The following is an 18,142-nucleotide window of genomic DNA, read 5'->3' on the forward strand; positions in this document are numbered from 1 at the left end:
AAGGGTGACTGTGCGCCACCCTAGCCAATGAATACCTACTCAATATAAATGCCCATGCTAACAATCCAACTCCAGCCTCAAAGACCTGAGCCCCAAGTCCCAGGTTCAAAGTCCAAAGTCCAAATTTCAAATTTCAAATTTCAAATTTCAAATTTCAAATTTCAAAGTTCAAAATTCAAAGTTCAAAGTTCAAAAACCGCAGGGTCCAATTCAAGATCAAGCTAATTACAAAGCGCCCGCCCCCAAATCCCACTCCCGCCTCCCATACAGCCCCCACCCATAATACCCATTGACTCCACCACCCACCCCCTCCGCATAATCCCCAACCCACCCGGAGGCATCATGCACAAGACAATCCTGGTCCTGGTCGAAACCGTAGACACCTACCTCCCCCTGCTGACAAACGCCGGCTACCACCTCATCCTCGCCCAGACCCCCGACCTGCGCACCCAGGCCATCGAGCAAAACGGCCCTCGCATCGACGCCGTCCTCACCCGCGGCCCCCTCGGCCTGACAGCCAAGGAAATCGACGCACTGCCCAACCTGCAGATCATCTGCGTCATCGGCGCCGGCTATGAGCAGGTCGACCTGCAAGCCGCCCGTGCCCGCAACATCACCGTCACCAACGGCGCCGGCGCCAACGCCGACGCCGTGGCCGATCACGCCATGGCCATGCTCCTGGCACTGCTGCGCAACATCCCGCAAGCCGACGCCAGTACCCGCGCTGGCCAATGGCAGCGCGTGATCAGCCCATCGGTCACAGGTAAACGCCTGGGCATTCTGGGCATGGGCGCCGTTGGCCAGGCCATTGCCAAGCGCGCACACCAGGGGTTCGACATGCCCGTGAGCTACTACAACCGAACACCACGACCGGCGTTGCCCTACACCGGCCATGACAGCGTCCCGGCCCTGGCCGAGGCAGTCGATATTCTCGTGGTCGCCACACCCGGCGGCGCCGACACTCGCCACCTGGTGAATGCACAGGTGCTGAAGGCGCTCGGCACCCAGGGCTACCTGGTCAACATCGCTCGGGCCAGCGTCGTCGATACCCAGGCCCTGACCCAGGCACTGCAGAGCGGTCAATTGGCCGGTGCGGCCCTGGACGTGTTCGACGAGGAACCTGATGTTCCCGACACCCTCAAGTCGCTTCCGAACACGGTATTGACGCCCCATGTCGCCGGGCAATCGCCAGAGGCGGCAGAAGCCACGGTGACGTTGGTCCTGCGTAACCTCGATGCCTTTTTCGCCGGCAAGCCAGTGCTGACACCGGTGCTTCATTAGGCCCCACACCGCCAATAGCCTGCACAAGGGCAGGCAACAAGGAGCGTATTGATGCAACTCGAAATCTTCCAGGTCGACGCCTTCAGTGCCGAACCCTTCGGCGGTAATCCGGCCGCGGTCATCCCGCTCGATCAGTGGCTGCCCGATGCCGTGCTGCAGCGCATCGCCGAGGAAAACAACCTTTCGGAAACGGCGTATTTCGTGCGCAACGGCGATGTGTTCGACCTGCGCTGGTTCACGCCCACCGTGGAAGTGGACTTGTGCGGTCACGCCACCCTGGCCTCGGCCTACGTGCTGTTCGAACACCTCAAAGAACCGGCGCAGGTGCTGCGCTTCAATACCCGCAGCGGTGAACTGCGGGTAACACGGCAAGCGGACGGCCTGTTGGCCATGGATTTCCCTGCCCGCCAACCTGAGGCCCAGCCAGTGCCAGCCGGTCTGCTGCAAGCATTGGGCCTGCGCCAGGCGCAGGCGGTGTATCGCAGCGATGACTACGTGGTGGTGGTCGATGACCCTGAGTTGCTCGATACCCTCACGCCAGATTTCGTCGAGCTGGCTGGCTTTGACGTGCGCGGCATCGCCGTAACGGCGCCGGGGCGTGGGTTCGACTTCGTGACGCGCTGGTTCGGGCCACGCGTGGGGGTCAATGAAGACCCGGTGACCGGTTCGGCCCATACCTCGCTCGCACCGATCTGGGCACAACGGCTAGGCAAGCAGTCGCTTGAATGCGAGCAAGGCGGTGCGCGCAAGGGCCAGCTGCGCTGCGTGCTCCCGGGCAATGGCCGGGTGATCATCAGTGGGCGGGCGGCGTTGTTCATGCGCGGTACCGTCTACCTGTAAGACGACCCTGTCGTCACCGACGATGCGCAGGCCGACACCAAGGCTTGCCAAATCCGGGCAATGCTGCGAAAAGAACGGCATTTTCGTAGCGGCTGGAGCCTGCGCATGAACCAAGAACTGCAAATCATCGACCTGGTCGAGGGTGACGGCAAGGCGGCCGTCAAAGGTGCGCTGATCACGACCCAATACACCGGGTGGCTGGCCGATGGCACCGAGTTCGACTCCTCCTGGTCACGCGGCAAGCCGTTTCAATGCGTGATCGGTACCGGGCGAGTAATCAAGGGGTGGGACCAGGGCATCATGGGCATGCGCGTTGGCGGCAAGCGCAAACTATTGGTGCCGGCGCACCTGGGTTATGGCGCGCGTAGCGTTGGTTCTATCCCACCTGATTCGGACCTTGCGTTCGAAATCGAGCTGCTCGAAGTGCTGACGCGCGATGACTGACACGATAGCCCCGTAATGCCTGTGCCAGACGCCTGGCACCCTGGCAGCGGGGAACAAAACGGGCTATTGGCACTCTGAACCGAACCCGTCGTCAAGGAAGGCACTCACTGCAAAAGGCGCCCTGTGCCCGTCCAGGCGATGCGCGGGTGACCCGTTTGTCACACGAGCCTGCATTGATGAAGTTGATTCCACACCTGCATCGTCGCCGTCATTGGTTGCTGGGCCTGGCCCTGACCGCCGTAGGCGTACCGCTGGCGCTGGACGCCGTCGAGAGCCGCGCGCAACCGGTAAATGGCACCCAGACCCTGGTGTTTCTGCGCCATGCCGAAAAACCCGGTGAAGGCCTGGGCCAGCTGAACTGCCAGGGCCTGAACCGCGCGCTGGACCTGGCCACGGTTTTACCCGAACGTTTCGGCAAGGCCGATTACGTGTTTGCTGCCAACCCGTCCCGGCACGTGGAGGAGGGCGCTGATGACCAAAGCTACAGCTACCTGCGTCCGCTCATGACCATCAGCCCCAGTGCCATTCGCCTCGGCCTGCCGGTCAACATCGACTACAGCGCCAACGACACCGATGACCTGGCCGACGAACTGCTCAGCGACAAGTACCGTAACGCGACCATCTATACGGCATGGTCTCACGGCTACCTGCCGGACCTGATCAATACCGTCGCCCAGAAGGCTGTCGGCAAGGAGCATGTCATCACCGAAGATTGGCAGGATGGGGACTTCGACACCCTCTATGTCCTGACCCTGGACTGGCACGATGGCAAGGCCAGCCTGCGCAGCCGCAACGTGCGTCAGGGGCTCGATGACGGTGAGCATAGCTGCCCGACCTGATCCGCTGGTACTGTTGAGCCAGGATGCTGAACAGGGATGAACGATGAAGCGGCAGGTGACGGTGATCGGGGGCGGCGTGATCGGGCTGGCGACGGCCTATGCGCTGGTGCAGGAAGGCCATTGCGTTGAATTGATCGAGGCCCACGACACCTTGGGGGCGGCCACCAGCTTTGCCAACGGTGGTCAATTGTCCTACCGCTACGTCGCGCCACTGGCGGATGCGGGCGTGCCGTGGCAGGCGCTGGGGTGGTTGTTGCAGGGCGACTCCCCGCTGCGCCTGCGCTTGCGTCTAGACCCGGCGCAGTGGCGCTGGTTACTGGCCTTCACACTGGCGTGCCGACGCAGCGTCAATCAGCGCAACGCCGCCGTATTGCTTGACCTTGCCCTGCAAAGCCAGGCCGTGTTGGCCCAGTGGCGCCAAGCCCAGGCAATCGGTGATTTTGCCTGGCGCCGCAACGGCAAGCTCGTAGCGTTTCGCAGCGAAGCCCAGTTCAGGCGCAGCCGTGTGCAACTGACGGACCCTGATCGCCAGCAGGTACTCGGCGCCGCTGAGCTGCGGGCGCTGGAACCGGCGCTGCAGGCGTCGCCATTCGTGGGCGGCGTCTTCACCCCGGACGAAGAAGTGGGCGACTGCCACGCCTTCTGCCTGCGCTTGGCCGCCGCTCTGCAAGCCTGCGGCCAATGGCAGTTCCGGCTCGGTCAGCCGGTGACGCAACTGCTTCACCGTGAGCATCAGGTGGTGGCGCTGCGCCTTGGCCATGAAGAACTGCCAATCGACCAGTTGGTGCTGTGCGCAGGTTACCGCAGCGCGGCGCTGAAGGTGCCAGGGGTGAACATTCCGATCTATCCACTCAAAGGGTACAGCCTGACTGCGCCCCTGGTGCCGGGGCAGGGGGCGCTTGAGATCAGCCTGACGGACTACGAGCGCAAGATCGTCTATGCCCGGCTGGATCGACAGTTGCGCGTCGCGGCCATGGTGGACATCGTGGGGCAGGACGAGGCGCTGGACAAACGCCGCTTGCAGAGCATGCGCCGCCTGGCACTGGAGACGCTGCCCCATGCCGCCGATTATGCCCACGCGGTGGAATGGGCCGGTATGCGACCGGCGACGCCCACCGGTGTACCCATCATAGGCGCAACGCCTTACCGTAACCTTTGGCTCAACCTTGGCCATGGCGCGCTGGGCTTCACGCTGGCCTGCGGCAGTGGCCAGCGGCTGGCCAGAATGATCGGTTGAGCAGTGCCTGCGCAGGATCGATTGCCGATCCCGCGCAGGTTGCGCCCTGGTGCCCTAGCGGCCGACGCGCATTGGCCAGCCTATGACCTTCTTCGCCCGAGGGGTGGCATAGGTGCGCACCTTGGACGTACTCAGGCCCAGGCGCACCAACGACTCGGCGATGGTCACCGCCGCGCTGACCCCATCGACCACCGGTACCCCGGTGCGTTGGCGGATCTGCTCGTCCAGCCCGGCCATGCCTCCGCATCCCAGGCAGATGACCTCGGCCTTGTCATCACGTACGGCCCGTTCGGCTTGTTCGACGATGGCCTCGACAGCGCGCTGCGGATCGGCTTCGAGCTCCAGCACCGCCAGGCCGCTGGCGCGTACCGATGCGCAGCGGTCGTACAGCCCGGAAAGCCTGAGGCGGTCCTCGATCAAGGGGACGGTACGGTCCAGCGTGGTGACCACCGAGTAAGCGTGGCCCAGGTACATGGCGGTGCTGGCGGCGGCATCGGTGATGTCCACCACCGGCACGTTCAGCAGCTCCTGCAGGCCTTCACGGCCGTGCTCGCCATAACCGGCCTGGATCACTGCATCATAGGGGCCCTCATAGGCCAGTACCCGATCCATCACGGCAATGGCGGCCAGGTAACTCTCGAAATTGCCCTCCACCGATTCTGCGCCGAACCACGGCGTAAGGCCGATGACTTCTGTGCCCGGCGCCGCCACGGCGCGGGCCTGCTCGGCGATGGCCTCGGTGATGGCTTCGGTGGTGTTGACGTTGGCAATCAGGATTCGCATGGGCAGTCCTCCTTGTTCAGTGGCTGCTGTGGTCGACGGCGATGCATTCGCCGCTGACGTCGTGGTAATGACGGTTGCGCGGCGCGATCAACAGGTACAGGGCGGCGGCGATGCCAGCCCCGATCAGCCACGAGAAGGGCGCGACGCTGTGGAAGTTGGGTACCAGGGCCAGCACGATGGCCAACAGGGCCGCCGGCACGAACGCCGCGACCGCGCGCAGGTTGATGCCCTTGGTGTAGTGATACGCGCCGGCGGGGTCTTCGCTGTAGAGCTGCGGGACGTTGATGCAGCCTTTGCGCAGCAGCCAGTAGTCGGACATGATCACCCCGTACAGCGGGCCCAGCAATGCACCCAGGCCGGACAGGAAGTAGACGATCACCAAGGGGCTGTTGTACAGGTTCCACGGCAGGATGAGCACCGCCAGCGTGGCGCTGATCAGCCCCGCGCGACGGAAATTGAGGTGACGCGGTGCCAGGTTGCTGAGCACGAAGGCCGGTGCCACGAAGTTGGCCATGATATTGACCGCCACCGTGACGATGAGGAACGACAGGCAGCCCAGCACCAGGAAGGTGGTGTTTGGAATGGCTGCGACGATCTGCGTTGGGCTGTCGATGATCTGGCCGTTGATCTTGAACTGAGCGCCGCACAGCACGACGGTGATCACGGCAAACACCAGGATGTTCACCGGCAGGCCCCAGAAATTGCCAACGCGAATGGTCTTGCGGCACGGCGAGGAACGGGCGAAATCACAGAAATTGAGCACCAGCGTGCCATAGATGGCCAGCCACAAGGCACCGCCGGCAAAGATGTTGCGCCACATCTCGTAACCGCTCAGGGGTTCTGCCACCGACCAGGCGATGCGTGTGTCGGCCTTGAAGTACATGAACACCGCCAGCGCTGCAACCGTTACCAGAATGACAGGGCCTGCGAAAGCTTCGTAGCGACGGACCATCTCCATGCCGTAGGCGAGAATCACCAACTGCACCAGCCAGATGGCCACGAAACAGGCCCAGCCCAGGCTGGACAGGCCAAGGATGCTGTCGTGGTCGTAGGCTGCCATCTGCGGCCAGACGGCGCTGAGCAGCACGCGCAGGACCACCGAGGCCAGGTAGGTCTGGATACCGAACCAGGCGATGGCGATGACTGCGCGGATCAGCGCCGGGATCTGCGCGCCGTGGATGCCGAAGGCGATGCGGCTGATAACCGGGAAGGGGACGCCGGTCTTCTGCCCCATGTAGCCCGACAGGTTCATGAAGAAGTACACCAGGGCGGCGCCAATGGCCAGCGACAGCAATATCTGCCAGCCGCCCAGGCCCAGGGCGAACAGGCCCATGGCGAATGAATAGTTGGCGATGTTGTGCACATCGTTGGTCCACAGGGCGAAGATGCTGTAACGGCCCCAGCGGCGCCCGGCGATGCGGGTGGGGGCCAGGTCCCGGTTGTGCAGGCGGGGGCTCAGTGCCATGTCCGGCACCGTGTCGGCCGGGGTTGGTTGGGTCTGGGTGCTGGCGACGGATAGTTCAGGGGCAAGGTTGAGGCTGCTACTCATTCCGGCGGGCTCCTGATGCACGTTGACTGCGATGAGCGGGCAGCGCACGGGCTCGCCATCTCGTCGGTGCAGCGTTGGCATCTCGGGGTTCTGGGCGCGGCGGCCGACGGTCAATCGGCGTCGCGGGTTCTTGTGTATTTATGTTCGGTGAAACTTGTATACAAAACACAAGCACAGGGAAGCCAGTTCCATGCCAGCTTCAGCAGGCGATCGCCACAGTGACCACTCAGGAAGCGTGCAGATTTCAGTAACAAGCTGAAAAATCAGCGTTTTAAGCTGACCATTAAGTCAATAATTGTTTGAATTCATGGGCTTAGTTGATCAGATGGTCAGCATTAAGTGAGCGCTTCATGTAACACATCGGGGCACGGGCGGTGCAAGTGCACACAAAAATGGCACTTAAGGTGACATTAGTGTGTACAAAAAATAGACAATTCAAGGTGGCGCACCTGGGCGGCCTTGCCATGTAAAATACGCCTCCGCTTACCGATGTGACCTGACATGACCTCTCCGATTGCCGCCCTCGAGCAGCATCTGCTTGCCGCCCTGAACCCCGCCCCTGCAGAAACCCGTCGCCTTTTCCACGGCCGAGGACGTTGCTGGCCCGGCCTTGAGCAGATCACGGTGGACTGGCTTCAGGGCGTGTTGTCGGTCGCCTTGTTCCGTGAGCCCCCCGAGGGGCAATTGGCAGAGCTCGAGGCGATGCTGTTGCGGCTGTCGCACCTTGAGCAGTGGACGGGCCAGGCGATCCTGCTGCAACACCGTTACCTGCCCGACAGCCCCGGTCAGTGGCTGGTGGGCGAGCCGTGTCAGCAACGTGAGGTGATCGAGGACGGGCTGACCTACCTGCTGGACCTGGGGGTACGTCAGAACAATGGCCTGTTCCTGGACATGCGTCATGGTCGCCAGTGGGTGCGCGCCCAGGCCAAGGGGCAGCGCGTGCTGAACCTGTTTGCCTACACCTGCGGTTTTTCGGTGGCGGCGATTGCAGGTGGGGCCGAGCAGGTGGTGAACCTGGACATGGCGAAATCGGCACTGTCCCGAGGGCGCGACAACCATCGCCTCAACCAGCATGACCCGTCCCGTGTGGCCTACCTGGGTCATGAGCTGTTCAAGTCATGGGGCAAGGTGCGCAAATACGGGCCTTACGATCTGATCATCATCGATCCGCCCACCTTCCAGCGCGGCAGCTTCGTGTTGACCCAGGACTACGCGAAGATCCTGCGCCGCTTGCCTGAGCTGTTGAATGAAGGTGGGACGGTTCTGGCCTGCGTGAACGACCCCGGCATAGGGCCTGAGTTCTTGATCGAGGGCATGGCCGAGCACGCGCCCGGCCTCGCCTTCGTGGAACGGCTGCAGAACCCGCCGGAGTTCCCGGATGTGGATCCGGCAGGGGGGTTGAAGGCGTTGGTGTTTCGGTTAGGTTGATCGGGGCGGGCCGTCATTCAGGGGACCACAGCCGCGTCCGGCTTTCATGGGTGTTGCGAAGCTCAAGGCCCGGACCGCTGTACTGCCGGCCTAGCCCCATCAGCCTCACTGACCGGTATAGATCTGGTCGAACACGCCCCCATCGTTGAAATGCGTTTTCTGCACAGTGCGCCAGTCACCAAAGGTCTTCTCGACCGAGAGGAATTCGACCTTGGGGAAACGATCGGTGTACTTGGCCAACACGGTCGCATCGCGTGGACGCAAGTAGTTCTGGGCGGCGAGTTCCTGGGCGGCCGGTGACCACAGGTACTTCAAGTATTCCTCGGCCACGGCTTGGGTGCCTTTACGGGCCACCACTTTATCGACCACGCTCACCGGCGGCTCGGCTTCGGCTGAAACGCTTGGATAGACCACCTCGAACTGATCGCGACCGAATTCGCGCGCAATCATTTCCGCTTCGTTCTCGAACGTCACCAGCACATCGCCAATCTGGTTGGTCATGAACGTGGTAGTGGCGGCGCGACCACCGGTGTCCAGCACTGGCGCCTGCTTGAACAGCTTGCCGACGAACGCACGCGCCTTGGTCTCGTCACCGCCTTGCTTGAGCACATAGCCCCACGCCGACAGGTAGGTGTAGCGGCCGTTACCCGAGGTCTTGGGGTTGGGTACGATGACCTGTACGCCGTCCTTGAGCAGATCCGGCCAGTCCTTCAATGCCTTGGGGTTGCCCTTGCGCACGATGAACACCGTGGCAGAGGTGAACGGCGCACTGTTGTTCGGCAGGCGCGTGACCCAGTTTTCAGGGATCAATTTGCCGTTGTCGACCAAGGCATTGATGTCGGTGGCCATGTTCATGGTGATCACGTCGGCCGGCAGGCCATCGATCACCGCGCGCGCCTGTTTGCTGGAGCCACCGAAGGACATCTGCACAGTGACCTTCTCGTTATGCTCGGCCTCCCAGTGCTTCTGGAAGGCCGGGTTGTAGTCCTTGTAGAAATCACGCATCACGTCGTAGGAAACGTTCAGCAGGGTCGGGGCAGCGTGGGCCAGGGTGCCGAAGGCCAGGCTGGCAGCGGCCAGCGAGACGGTGAAAAACTTTTTCACGACGCATTCCTTATAGGTATGAATGTTGGGGCAATGTGCCAGCGACTATAGCGTCTTGTTCTTCAGGTATTAAAGAATCAATGCGTCTTTGCTTATGCGTGCTGGCCGATGGGCGGTGTTGGCAGTTGTCCACGGGCTTTGCCCACTCAATGACTCCCTCACCCTCCAAGGTGCGGGAGCCCTACGGATCTCGTCATGAGCGCCTCGCTCAACCGGATTTGGGGAACAACGCATTTCCACACCGGGCACAAAACGCCGCTCCACTTTCATGGGATTTCTTGCTGCAGGTCGGGCAGGGGTGTTGCAGTTGCTCGCCACGCATGGCATTGGCAAGCTCGGCGGTAAAGATCCCGGTTGGCACCGCGATGATCGAGTAGCCGATGATCATCACCAGCGAAGACAGCACCTGGCCCAAAGGTGTTCGGGGCACGATGTCGCCGAACCCGACCGTGGTCAGCGTGACGATGGCCCAGTAGATCCCCTTGGGAATGCTCGTGAAGCCATGCTCCGGGCCCTCGATCACGTACATGAGGGTGCCGAATACGGTGACCAGCGTTGATACGCTGACCAGGAATACGATGATCTTCTGCTTGCTGCCGCGCAGGGCATCGAGCAGGTAATTGGCCTGCTTGAGGTACGGGCTGAGCTTGAGTACACGGAAGATCCGCAACATGCGGATGACCCTCACGATCAGCAGGTACTGCGCGTCACTGTAGTACAGCGCGATGATGCCCGGCACGATCGCCAGCAGGTCGACCAGGCCGTAGAAGCTGAAGGCGTAGCGCAGGGGCCGGGGCGAGCAGTACAGCCGCGTCAGGTATTCGCACAGGAAGATGGCGGTGAAGCCCCACTCGATCGCGGCCAGCAGGCCTCCGTAGCCGCGATGCACCTCATCGATGCTGTCCAGGATGACCGTGACCAGGCTCGCCAGGATGATCAGCAACAGGGTTTTGTCGAAGCGTCTTCCGGCCACGGTGTCGCTCTGGAAGACGATCACGTAAAGCCGCTCGCGCAGGCTTGCAGGTTTGTTCATTGGCTCTGTCCATCGTGAAGTCGGCTGAGCCTATGGGGTGCCTTTCAGCTATGCAAGCGCCCCGGTGTCTGGCGTTTGCCAAGCTTCAGGTGACTGCCCAAGTGGATGAGCCAGCAGGCGGCGACGAAAGGCGCCGTGAGCGCCGGGAACGGCAGCCTGCTCAACAGCGGGTGTAACGCCAGTGCCAGGCCGATGGCCAACAACGTGACCCAGGGTTTTTCCCCCTGACGGCTGAAGGCTAGGGCTGCCAGGGCCGCGTTGAAACCATAAAGCCCCATCCATGCCGACGGCGTATCACCCACGAGCAGTGCCAGGCCTGCACCTGCGGCAGAGCCTATGACCGCCCAGAAGCAGGCATACGGGTTGGCGATCAATAGGCCGACGATGATCAGCAGCCCAGCCAGGGGTTGATCGAGCAGGAAGATCTGCCCGACCCCTCTTGCCAGGGCACTCGCCAGGTCGGCCTCGACCACCGCGGGTACGGTGACCGTCTGTACGAACAGCAACGTGCCCCAGCCCAGGAGCACGAACGGCGCCGTGTAGGCAGTCAGCAGCTTGCCGCCGCGTTTGCGCCACTGGTGGGTGATGATGCTGGACAGCCCGCCGGCAGCGAGGATCAGCGGCGGCAGAATGGCGGACCAGGGCAGCACGGCGCTGATCAGCAGGCCTATGAGTACGCTGTTGTAGCAGTACAGCCCGGCCTGGCGGTCAGCACGGTCGTAGCCGCGACGCTGCGCGGTGAGCAGGCCGGCCAAGGCGCCGAGCAGGGCGCCACCTACCAGGTTGGGCGCGGTCAGCAGGATGGCCAGCAGGCAGCACAGGCCGCACATGGGGTTGCGCAGCAGTAGCACCTGGCTGAAACCGTTGAGTATCGCCGTCGCCCAGTCGGGGCAAGGGTTTACGAAATTTTTGGTGTACATGGGGCAGTCAGTGAGGTGGATGGGAGGGCGGTGGGCCTCTTTGGGCCTCGATTTACCGCAGGTCCGGTACATCGGTGTTCGGGGAGGGCTGCGCCCTCCATTCGCGGGTCAAGCCCGCTCCTACAAGCTCTGCGCTGTGCCATGGAGCGGCGCGCCTCCTGTGGGAGCGGGCTTGACCCGCGACGGGGGCGCATAGCGCCCCCGGGAATCTCAGTTCAACGTCTCGATCCGCAGCGTGTTGGTCGACCCTGGCTTGCCGAAAGGCACACCGGCAGTGATCAGAAGCGTGTCGCCACGGCTGGCCATGCCTTGGGCCTGGGCAATTTCCAGCGCAGTGGAAACCACTTCGTCTACCTGGCGTAGGCGGTCATTCACTACCGAATGCACGCCCCAAGCCACGCTCAGGCGGCGAGCGGTGTTCGGGTTCGGCGTCAGGTTGAGGATCGGTGCCCGTGGCCGCTCGCGCGAAGCACGCAGGGTCGAGGCGCCTGACTCGCTGTAGTTGACCAGCACCGCCACCGGCAAGATGCCGCTGATGCGGCGGATGGCGCAGCTGATGGCGTCCGATACGGTGGTCTCTGCCTTCGGCCGGCCGACGTCGAGCTGGGCCTGGTAGTCCGGGCCGTTCTCCACCTGGCGGATGATCTTGCTCATCATCTGCACGGCTTCGAGCGGGTAATCGCCCGAGGCCGTCTCCGCCGACAACATCACAGCGTCCGCACCTTCCGCCACGGCATTGGCCACGTCGGTGACTTCGGCACGAGTCGGAGCAGGGGAGAAGCGCATGGATTCGAGCATCTGCGTGGCCACTACCACGGGCTTGCCCAGCTGGCGGCAGGTGCCGATGATGCGCTTCTGGATCTGCGGCACGCTCTCGGCAGGCACTTCCACACCCAGATCGCCCCGGGCCACCATGATCGCGTCGGCCTGCTCGGCGATCGCTTGCAGCTGCTCCACCGCCGACGGTTTCTCGATCTTGGCCATCAAGTAGGCGCGGTCGCCGATCAGCTGGCGTGCCTCGGCAATGTCCTCGGGGCGTTGCACGAACGACAGCGCCACCCAGTCCACGCCAAGCTCCAGGCCGAACGCCAGGTCGCGGCGGTCCTTCTCGGTCAGAGGCGACAAGTCCAGAACCGCCTGAGGCACATTCACCCCTTTGCGGTCGGACAGCTCTCCACCTGCCAGCACCTCGGTGACGATGGCGTCACGGTGTTTGGCCGTCACGCGCAGCCGCAACTTCCCGTCGTCCAGCAGCAGGTCCATGCCAGGTTCCAGCGCAGCGATGATCTCCGGGTGAGGCAGGTTGACCCTGCTGCTGTCGCCTGGCGTCTTGTCCAGGTCCAGGCGCAAGGCTTGACCACGTTGCAGGTGCACCTTGCCTTCGGCAAAACGACCCACCCGCAGTTTTGGCCCTTGAAGGTCCATGAGGATGCCCAATGGGTAGTTGAGCTGCTGCTCCACCTCGCGGATCCATTGATAGCGCAGCGCATGGTCGGCGTGCTCGCCATGGCTGAAGTTCAGGCGAAAGATATTCACGCCTGCTTCCACCAGTTGCCGTACAGCGTCGATGCCACCGGTAGCCGGGCCCAGGGTGGCGAGGATTTTCACTTTCTTGTCAGGCGTCATGAGGGGTCGGTCTCGAGAATCAGGATGGCGCGAAAGTCGTTGACGTTGGTGCGCGTGGGTTCAGTGACGATCAGCGCTTCGAGCGCGGCGAAGTAGCCGTAGCCGTTGTTGTCGTCCAGCTCGTCGCTGGCAGAAAGGCCCAGGGCTTGGGCGCGTGCGTAGCTGCTGGGGGTCATCACAGCGCCGGCGTTTTCTTCCGAGCCGTCGATGCCGTCGGTATCGCCTGCCAGTGCGTAGACGCCCGGCAGGCCCTTGAGGCTTTCGGTGAGGCTGAGCAGAAATTCCGCGTTGCGCCCGCCGCGCCCATTGCCGCGCACGGTGACCGTGGTCTCACCGCCGGACAGAATCACGCAGGGGGCCTTGAGCGGCTGGCCATGCTGGACGATTTGCCGGGCAATGCCTGCGTGCACCTTGGCCACTTCCCGTGACTCACCCTCCAGGTCGCCCAATATCAACGGACTGAAGCCTGCCTGGCGCGCCTTGACTGCCGCAGCTTCCAGCGATTGCTGAGGCTTGGCGATCAGCTGGAAATGGCTGCGGGCCAGGGCTGGGTCGCCCGCCTTGAGGGTTTCGGAGGCCGGGTCGTTGAGCCAGTCGATGACGGCCTGTGGGGCGTCGATGGCGTAGCGTTTTAGGATCGCCAGTGCCTGGGCCGAGGTGCTCGGGTCGGCCACGGTGGGGCCAGATGCGATGACCGTGGCCAGGTCGCCCGGCACGTCCGAGATCGCATAGGTGTAGACCGTGGCCGGCCAGCAGGCCTTGGCCAGGCGCCCACCCTTGATCGCCGAGAGGTGCTTGCGCACGCAGTTCATCTCGCCGATGGTGGCGCCGGATTTGAGCAGGGCCTTGTTGATGTGCTGCTTGTCCGCCAGGGTCAGGTCGGCGGCGGGCAGCGCCAGCAAGGCAGAGCCACCGCCGGACAGCAGGAATATCACCCGATCCTGCTCGCTGAGGTTGCCGACCAGCTCCAGCACGCGCCTGGCAACCGCCAGGCCGGCTGCATCAGGCACCGGGTGGGCGGCTTCGACCACTTCGATGTGTTGGCAGTTGGCACCGTGGCCGTAGCGGGTCACGACCAGGCCGCTGACCTCGCCTTGCCAGTGCTTTTCGACCACCTCGGCCATGGCGGCGGCGGCCTTGCCTGCGCCGATGACGATCACCCGGCCACTGCGGTCGGCGGGCAGGTAGGGTTCGAGCACGTGGCTGGGGTGGGCAGCGGCAATGGCTGTGTCGAATAGCTCACGCAGCAGTTTCTGTGGATCGACCGACATGGCAGGCTCCCTTTATTGTTGTTCTGCACAATCGAGAACGCCCCTGGAACAGCCTCCGTGCAGGCCGAACCAGGGGCGGTGTTGCTCGGGGTCACCCCTGGCTGTGTTCAGCCAAGAGGCGTAACAGGCGTGCCGGTTTACCGGCAGCAGGGCTGCAAGGCAGGACCGGCGCTCGGATCAGCGGTCGTCGCGGATCGAGAAGTTGGCCATGTGCTCCAGGCCCTTGATCAGCGCCGAGTGGTCCCAGTTGCTGCCGCCCAGGGCCGCGCAGGTGTTGAACACCTGCTGCGCGTTGGACGTGTTGGGCAAGTTGATGCCCAGCTCACGGGCACCCTGCAGGGCCAGGTTGAGGTCCTTCTGGTGCAGGCTGATGCGAAAACCTGGGTCGAAGGTGCCTTTGATCATGCGCTCGGCGTGCACTTCCAGAATTTTCGACGAGGCGAAACCGCCCATCAGTGCTTCGCGCACCTTGGCCGGGTCTGCGCCGTTCTTGGCGGCAAACAGCAGCGCCTCGCTGACGGCCTGGATGTTCAGGGCGACGATGATCTGGTTGGCCACTTTCGCCGTCTGACCGTCACCATTACCGCCTACCAGGGTGATGTTCTTGCCCATGCTCTGGAACAGTGGCAGGGCGCGCTCGAAGGCGTTCGGGCAGCCGCCGACCATGATGCTCAGGGTCGCGGCTTTGGCACCCACTTCACCTCCGGATACCGGAGCGTCCAGGTAGGTAGCGCCGGTGGCGTTGATCTTCTGCGCAAAGGCTTTGGTGGCGGTCGGGGAAATCGAACTCATGTCGATCACCACCTTGTTCGGTCCCACGCCCTGGGCGACGCCGTTTTCCCCGAACAGCACACTGTCGACTTGTGGGGTGTCCGGGACCATGACGATGATGAACTCGGCTTCCTGGGCTACTTCCTTGGGGTTGGCCAGGGCCACGGCGCCGTCGGCGATCAGGTCGGCTGGAGCCGCATCGTGGTGGGTGGAGACGAACAGGCTGTGCCCTGCTTTTTGCAGGTTCTGGGCCATGGGCTTGCCCATGATGCCGGTGCCGATGAAACCGATTTTAGCCATGAGAAATTACCTCTTTTATCGTTGTTCGCGTTCCCGGTGGGGCTCAGATCGCGTTGTGTGATTTCAGCCAGCCGAGGCCTGCTTCGGTGGTGGTCAGTGGCTTGTACTCAGCCCCCACCCAGCCCTGGTAGCCGATGCGGTCCAGGTGCTCGAACAGGAAGCGGTAGTTGATCTCGCCCGTGCCCGGTTCATGGCGGCCAGGGTTGTCGGCCAGCTGCACGTGGTTGATCAGCGTGAGGTTGGCTTCCAGCGTGCGCGCCAGGTCACCTTCCATGATCTGCATGTGGTAGATGTCGTACTGCAGGAACAGGTTGTCGCTGCCCACCTCGGCCTGGATGGCCAGCGCCTGCTCGGTGGTGGTGAGGTAGAAGCCTGGGATGTCGCGGGTATTGATCATTTCTATGACCAGACGAATACCGGCGGCCTGCAGCTTGTCGGCGGCATAGCGCAGGTTTTCCACGAAGGTCTTGCGCACGGTGGCGCAGTCCGGGCCGTCTGGACGAATCCCAGCCAGGGCGTTGACCTGGGTGTTGCCCAGTACCTTGGCGTACGCGATGGCCTTGTCGACACCTGCACGGAATTCTTCGACGCGGTCGGGGTGGCAGGTGATGCCACGCTCACCCTTGGACCAGTCACCTGCGGGAAGATTGAACAGCACCTGGGTCAGGCCATGGGCCTTGAGCTGCGCCTGGATTTCTTCAGCGCTGAAATCGTAGGGGAACAGGTATTCGACACCACTGAAACCGGCGTCGGCGGCGGCCTTGAAGCGGGCCAGGAAGTCCTGCTCGGTGAACAGCATGGACAGGTTGGCAGCGAAGCGAGGCATGGTTGTCTCCTTGCGTTGAGAGCCCCGGACCAGCCGGGGCGTCAGGCGATCAGTCCAGCAGCGAGATGGCGGTCGGCGCGTCGTTGCCGACCAGGGCGAGGTCTTCGAATTCGTTGACCGCGTTGATCTCGGTGCCCATGGAAATGTTGGTGACGCGTTCAAGAATGATCTCGACCACGACCGGCACGCGGAACTGCTCGGCCATTTGCCGTGCCTTGAGCAGGGCAGGGGCGATGTCGGCCGGCTCGAATACCCGCAGGGCCTTGCAGCCCAAGCCTTCGACCACGGCTACGTGATCGACGCCATAGCTGGCAGCGTCGGTGGCGTTGATGTTCTCGAATGCCAGTTGTACACAGTAGTCCATGTCGAAACCACGCTGAGCCTGGCGAATCAGCCCCAGATAGGCGTTGTTCACCAGCACGTGGACGTAGGGCAGGTTGAACTGCGCCCCGACGGCCAGCTCCTCGATCATGAACTGGAAGTCGTAGTCGCCAGACAAGGCCACGACCTGGCGCTTGGGGTCGGCCTTGACCACGCCCAGTGCTGCAGGAATGGTCCAGCCGAGCGGGCCGGCCTGGCCGCAGTTGATCCAGTGCCGTGGCTTGTACACGTGCAGGAACTGCGCACCGGCGATCTGCGACAGCCCGATGGTGCTGACATAGCAGGTGTCCTTGCCGAACACCTGGTTCATCTCCTGGTACACACGCTGAGGCTTGACCGGTACGTTGTCGAAATGGGTCTTGCGCTGCAGGCTGGCCTTGCGCTGCTGGCAGTCTTCAAGCCAGGCCTGCCGGCACTTGAGTTTCCCGGCGGCTTGCCATTCCCTGGCGACTTCCAGGAACACATCCAGGGCTTTGCCGGCATCGGACACGATGCCCAGGTCCGGGGTGAACACGCGGCCAATCTGGGTCGGCTCGATGTCCACATGCACGAATTTGCGGCCTTCGGTGTACACGTCCACGGAACCTGTGTGGCGGTTGGCCCAGCGGTTGCCGATGCCCAGCACCAGGTCGGACTTGAGCAGGGTGGCGTTGCCATAGCGATGAGAGGTTTGCAGGCCGACCATCCCGACCATCAGCGGGTGGTCATCGGGGATGGTGCCCCAACCCATTAGGGTCGGGATCACCGGCACACCGGTCAGTTCGGCGAATTCGACCAGTTTGTCGCTGGCGTCGGCGTTGATGATGCCGCCGCCTGCAACGAGCAAGGGCCGCTCGGCTTCGTTGAGCATGGCCAGGGCTTTTTCGGCCTGGACGCGCGTGGCCGACGGCTTGTGCACGGGCAATGGCTCGTAGGCATCAATGTCGAATTCGATTTCAGCCATCTGCACGTCGAATGGCAGGTCGATCAGTACCGGGCCGGGGCGGCCGCTGCGCATCTCGAAGAACGCTTTCTGGAACGCGTACGGCACCTGGCCAGGCTCCAGCACGGTGGTTGCCCACTTGGTGACGGGCTTGACGATGCTGGTGATGTCCACGGCCTGGAAGTCTTCCTTGTGCAGGCGGGCGCGCGGCGCCTGGCCAGTGATGCACAGGATCGGGATGGAGTCGGCGCTGGCGCTGTAAAGGCCGGTGACCATGTCCGTGCCAGCTGGGCCGGAGGTGCCAATGCAAACGCCGATGTTGCCCGGGTTGGCACGGGTATAGCCCTCTGCCATGTGCGAGGCGCCTTCGACGTGGCGAGCGAGGACGTGATCGATGCCACCCACTTTCTTCAGGGCCGAGTACAACGGGTTGATGGCAGCCCCTGGGATGCCGAACGCAGTCACGACGCCTTCACGGCGCATGACCAGTACGGCTGCATCGATTGCTCTCATTTTGCTCATGATTTGTGCCTCATCGATTTTGTAATTGTATACAACCTGCGTTGCGATTCAGTGTATTCACGGTC

The 18,142-nt window shown here is 63.0% G+C and carries 16 protein-coding genes; 6 read left to right on the top strand and 10 right to left on the bottom strand.

Annotation, left to right across the window (positions count from 1 at the left end; all coding sequences use genetic code 11):
- The first annotated feature begins 342 nt into the window (after window positions 1-342).
- From B2Y33_RS06875 to B2Y33_RS06895, 5 genes are all read left to right on the top strand, one after another.
- Window positions 343-1,281 (top strand): 2-hydroxyacid dehydrogenase, encoded by a 939-nt coding sequence (locus B2Y33_RS06875; RefSeq protein WP_145280116.1) that lies wholly within the window; start codon window positions 343-345, stop codon window positions 1,279-1,281.
- A gap of 51 nt (window positions 1,282-1,332) precedes the next feature.
- Window positions 1,333-2,121 (top strand): PhzF family phenazine biosynthesis protein, encoded by a 789-nt coding sequence (locus B2Y33_RS06880; protein ID WP_049695636.1) that lies wholly within the window; start codon window positions 1,333-1,335, stop codon window positions 2,119-2,121.
- Window positions 2,122-2,226: 105 nt separating this feature from the next.
- Window positions 2,227-2,565, top strand: coding sequence for an FKBP-type peptidyl-prolyl cis-trans isomerase (locus B2Y33_RS06885; protein WP_027915980.1), 339 nt, complete (start codon window positions 2,227-2,229; stop codon window positions 2,563-2,565).
- Window positions 2,566-2,741: 176 nt separating this feature from the next.
- On the top strand, window positions 2,742-3,404 hold the full coding sequence (locus B2Y33_RS06890; protein WP_059183764.1) for a hypothetical protein: 663 nt from the start codon (window positions 2,742-2,744) through the stop codon (window positions 3,402-3,404).
- A 43-nt stretch (window positions 3,405-3,447) separates the two neighbouring features.
- Window positions 3,448-4,641 (top strand): D-amino acid dehydrogenase, encoded by a 1,194-nt coding sequence (locus B2Y33_RS06895; RefSeq protein WP_206405602.1) that lies wholly within the window; start codon window positions 3,448-3,450, stop codon window positions 4,639-4,641.
- A 54-nt stretch (window positions 4,642-4,695) separates the two neighbouring features.
- Here the strand turns inward: B2Y33_RS06895 and B2Y33_RS06900 are convergent, their stop codons facing one another.
- Together B2Y33_RS06900 and B2Y33_RS06905 are read right to left on the bottom strand one after the other, a co-directional pair.
- A complete protein-coding gene (locus B2Y33_RS06900) occupies window positions 4,696-5,424 on the bottom strand; it encodes an aspartate/glutamate racemase family protein (RefSeq protein ID WP_027915983.1) in 729 nt (242 codons plus the stop codon).
- A 16-nt stretch (window positions 5,425-5,440) separates the two neighbouring features.
- Window positions 5,441-6,973, bottom strand: a complete 1,533-nt coding sequence (locus B2Y33_RS06905; protein WP_027915984.1) for an NCS1 family nucleobase:cation symporter-1 — start codon at window positions 6,971-6,973, stop codon at window positions 5,441-5,443.
- A 501-nt stretch (window positions 6,974-7,474) separates the two neighbouring features.
- Between B2Y33_RS06905 and B2Y33_RS06910 the strand changes: the two genes are divergently transcribed.
- Window positions 7,475-8,401: a class I SAM-dependent methyltransferase gene (locus B2Y33_RS06910; protein WP_027915985.1), complete on the top strand. Its 927-nt coding sequence runs from the start codon at window positions 7,475-7,477 to the stop codon at window positions 8,399-8,401.
- A gap of 105 nt (window positions 8,402-8,506) precedes the next feature.
- On the opposite strand, the gene B2Y33_RS06915 is transcribed toward B2Y33_RS06910, so the two are convergent.
- From B2Y33_RS06915 to gcl, 8 genes are all read right to left on the bottom strand, one after another.
- Window positions 8,507-9,505, bottom strand: coding sequence for a sulfate ABC transporter substrate-binding protein (locus tag B2Y33_RS06915; RefSeq protein WP_027915986.1), 999 nt, complete (start codon window positions 9,503-9,505; stop codon window positions 8,507-8,509).
- Between the two features lie 208 nt (window positions 9,506-9,713).
- The gene (locus B2Y33_RS06920) at window positions 9,714-10,538 is read right to left on the bottom strand and encodes an ion transporter (RefSeq protein WP_027915987.1); all 825 of its coding nucleotides are present in this window, start codon (window positions 10,536-10,538) and stop codon (window positions 9,714-9,716) included.
- Between the two features lie 44 nt (window positions 10,539-10,582).
- Window positions 10,583-11,458, bottom strand: coding sequence for an urea transporter (locus tag B2Y33_RS06925; RefSeq protein ID WP_027915988.1), 876 nt, complete (start codon window positions 11,456-11,458; stop codon window positions 10,583-10,585).
- Window positions 11,459-11,668: 210 nt separating this feature from the next.
- Entirely contained in the window at window positions 11,669-13,084 is a 1,416-nt protein-coding gene (pyk, locus tag B2Y33_RS06930) for a pyruvate kinase (RefSeq protein WP_206405601.1), read from the bottom strand.
- Complete coding sequence (locus tag B2Y33_RS06935; protein ID WP_206405600.1) at window positions 13,081-14,355, bottom strand: glycerate kinase type-2 family protein; 1,275 nt, start codon at window positions 14,353-14,355, stop codon at window positions 13,081-13,083. Before B2Y33_RS06935 ends, pyk begins: the two co-directional genes overlap by 4 nt.
- Window positions 14,356-14,532: 177 nt before the next feature.
- Entirely contained in the window at window positions 14,533-15,426 is an 894-nt protein-coding gene (locus B2Y33_RS06940) for a 2-hydroxy-3-oxopropionate reductase (RefSeq protein WP_027915990.1), read from the bottom strand.
- Between the two features lie 43 nt (window positions 15,427-15,469).
- A complete protein-coding gene (hyi, locus tag B2Y33_RS06945) occupies window positions 15,470-16,252 on the bottom strand; it encodes a hydroxypyruvate isomerase (protein WP_206405599.1) in 783 nt (260 codons plus the stop codon).
- A 49-nt stretch (window positions 16,253-16,301) separates the two neighbouring features.
- Complete coding sequence (gcl, locus tag B2Y33_RS06950; RefSeq protein WP_027915992.1) at window positions 16,302-18,077, bottom strand: glyoxylate carboligase; 1,776 nt, start codon at window positions 18,075-18,077, stop codon at window positions 16,302-16,304.
- Between the last annotated feature and the right edge of the window lie 65 nt (window positions 18,078-18,142).

This window comes from Pseudomonas sp. UBA5666, assembly GCF_002420785.1.
In the GTDB taxonomy this organism is placed as follows: Bacteria; Pseudomonadota; Gammaproteobacteria; order Pseudomonadales; family Pseudomonadaceae; genus Aquipseudomonas; species Aquipseudomonas fulva.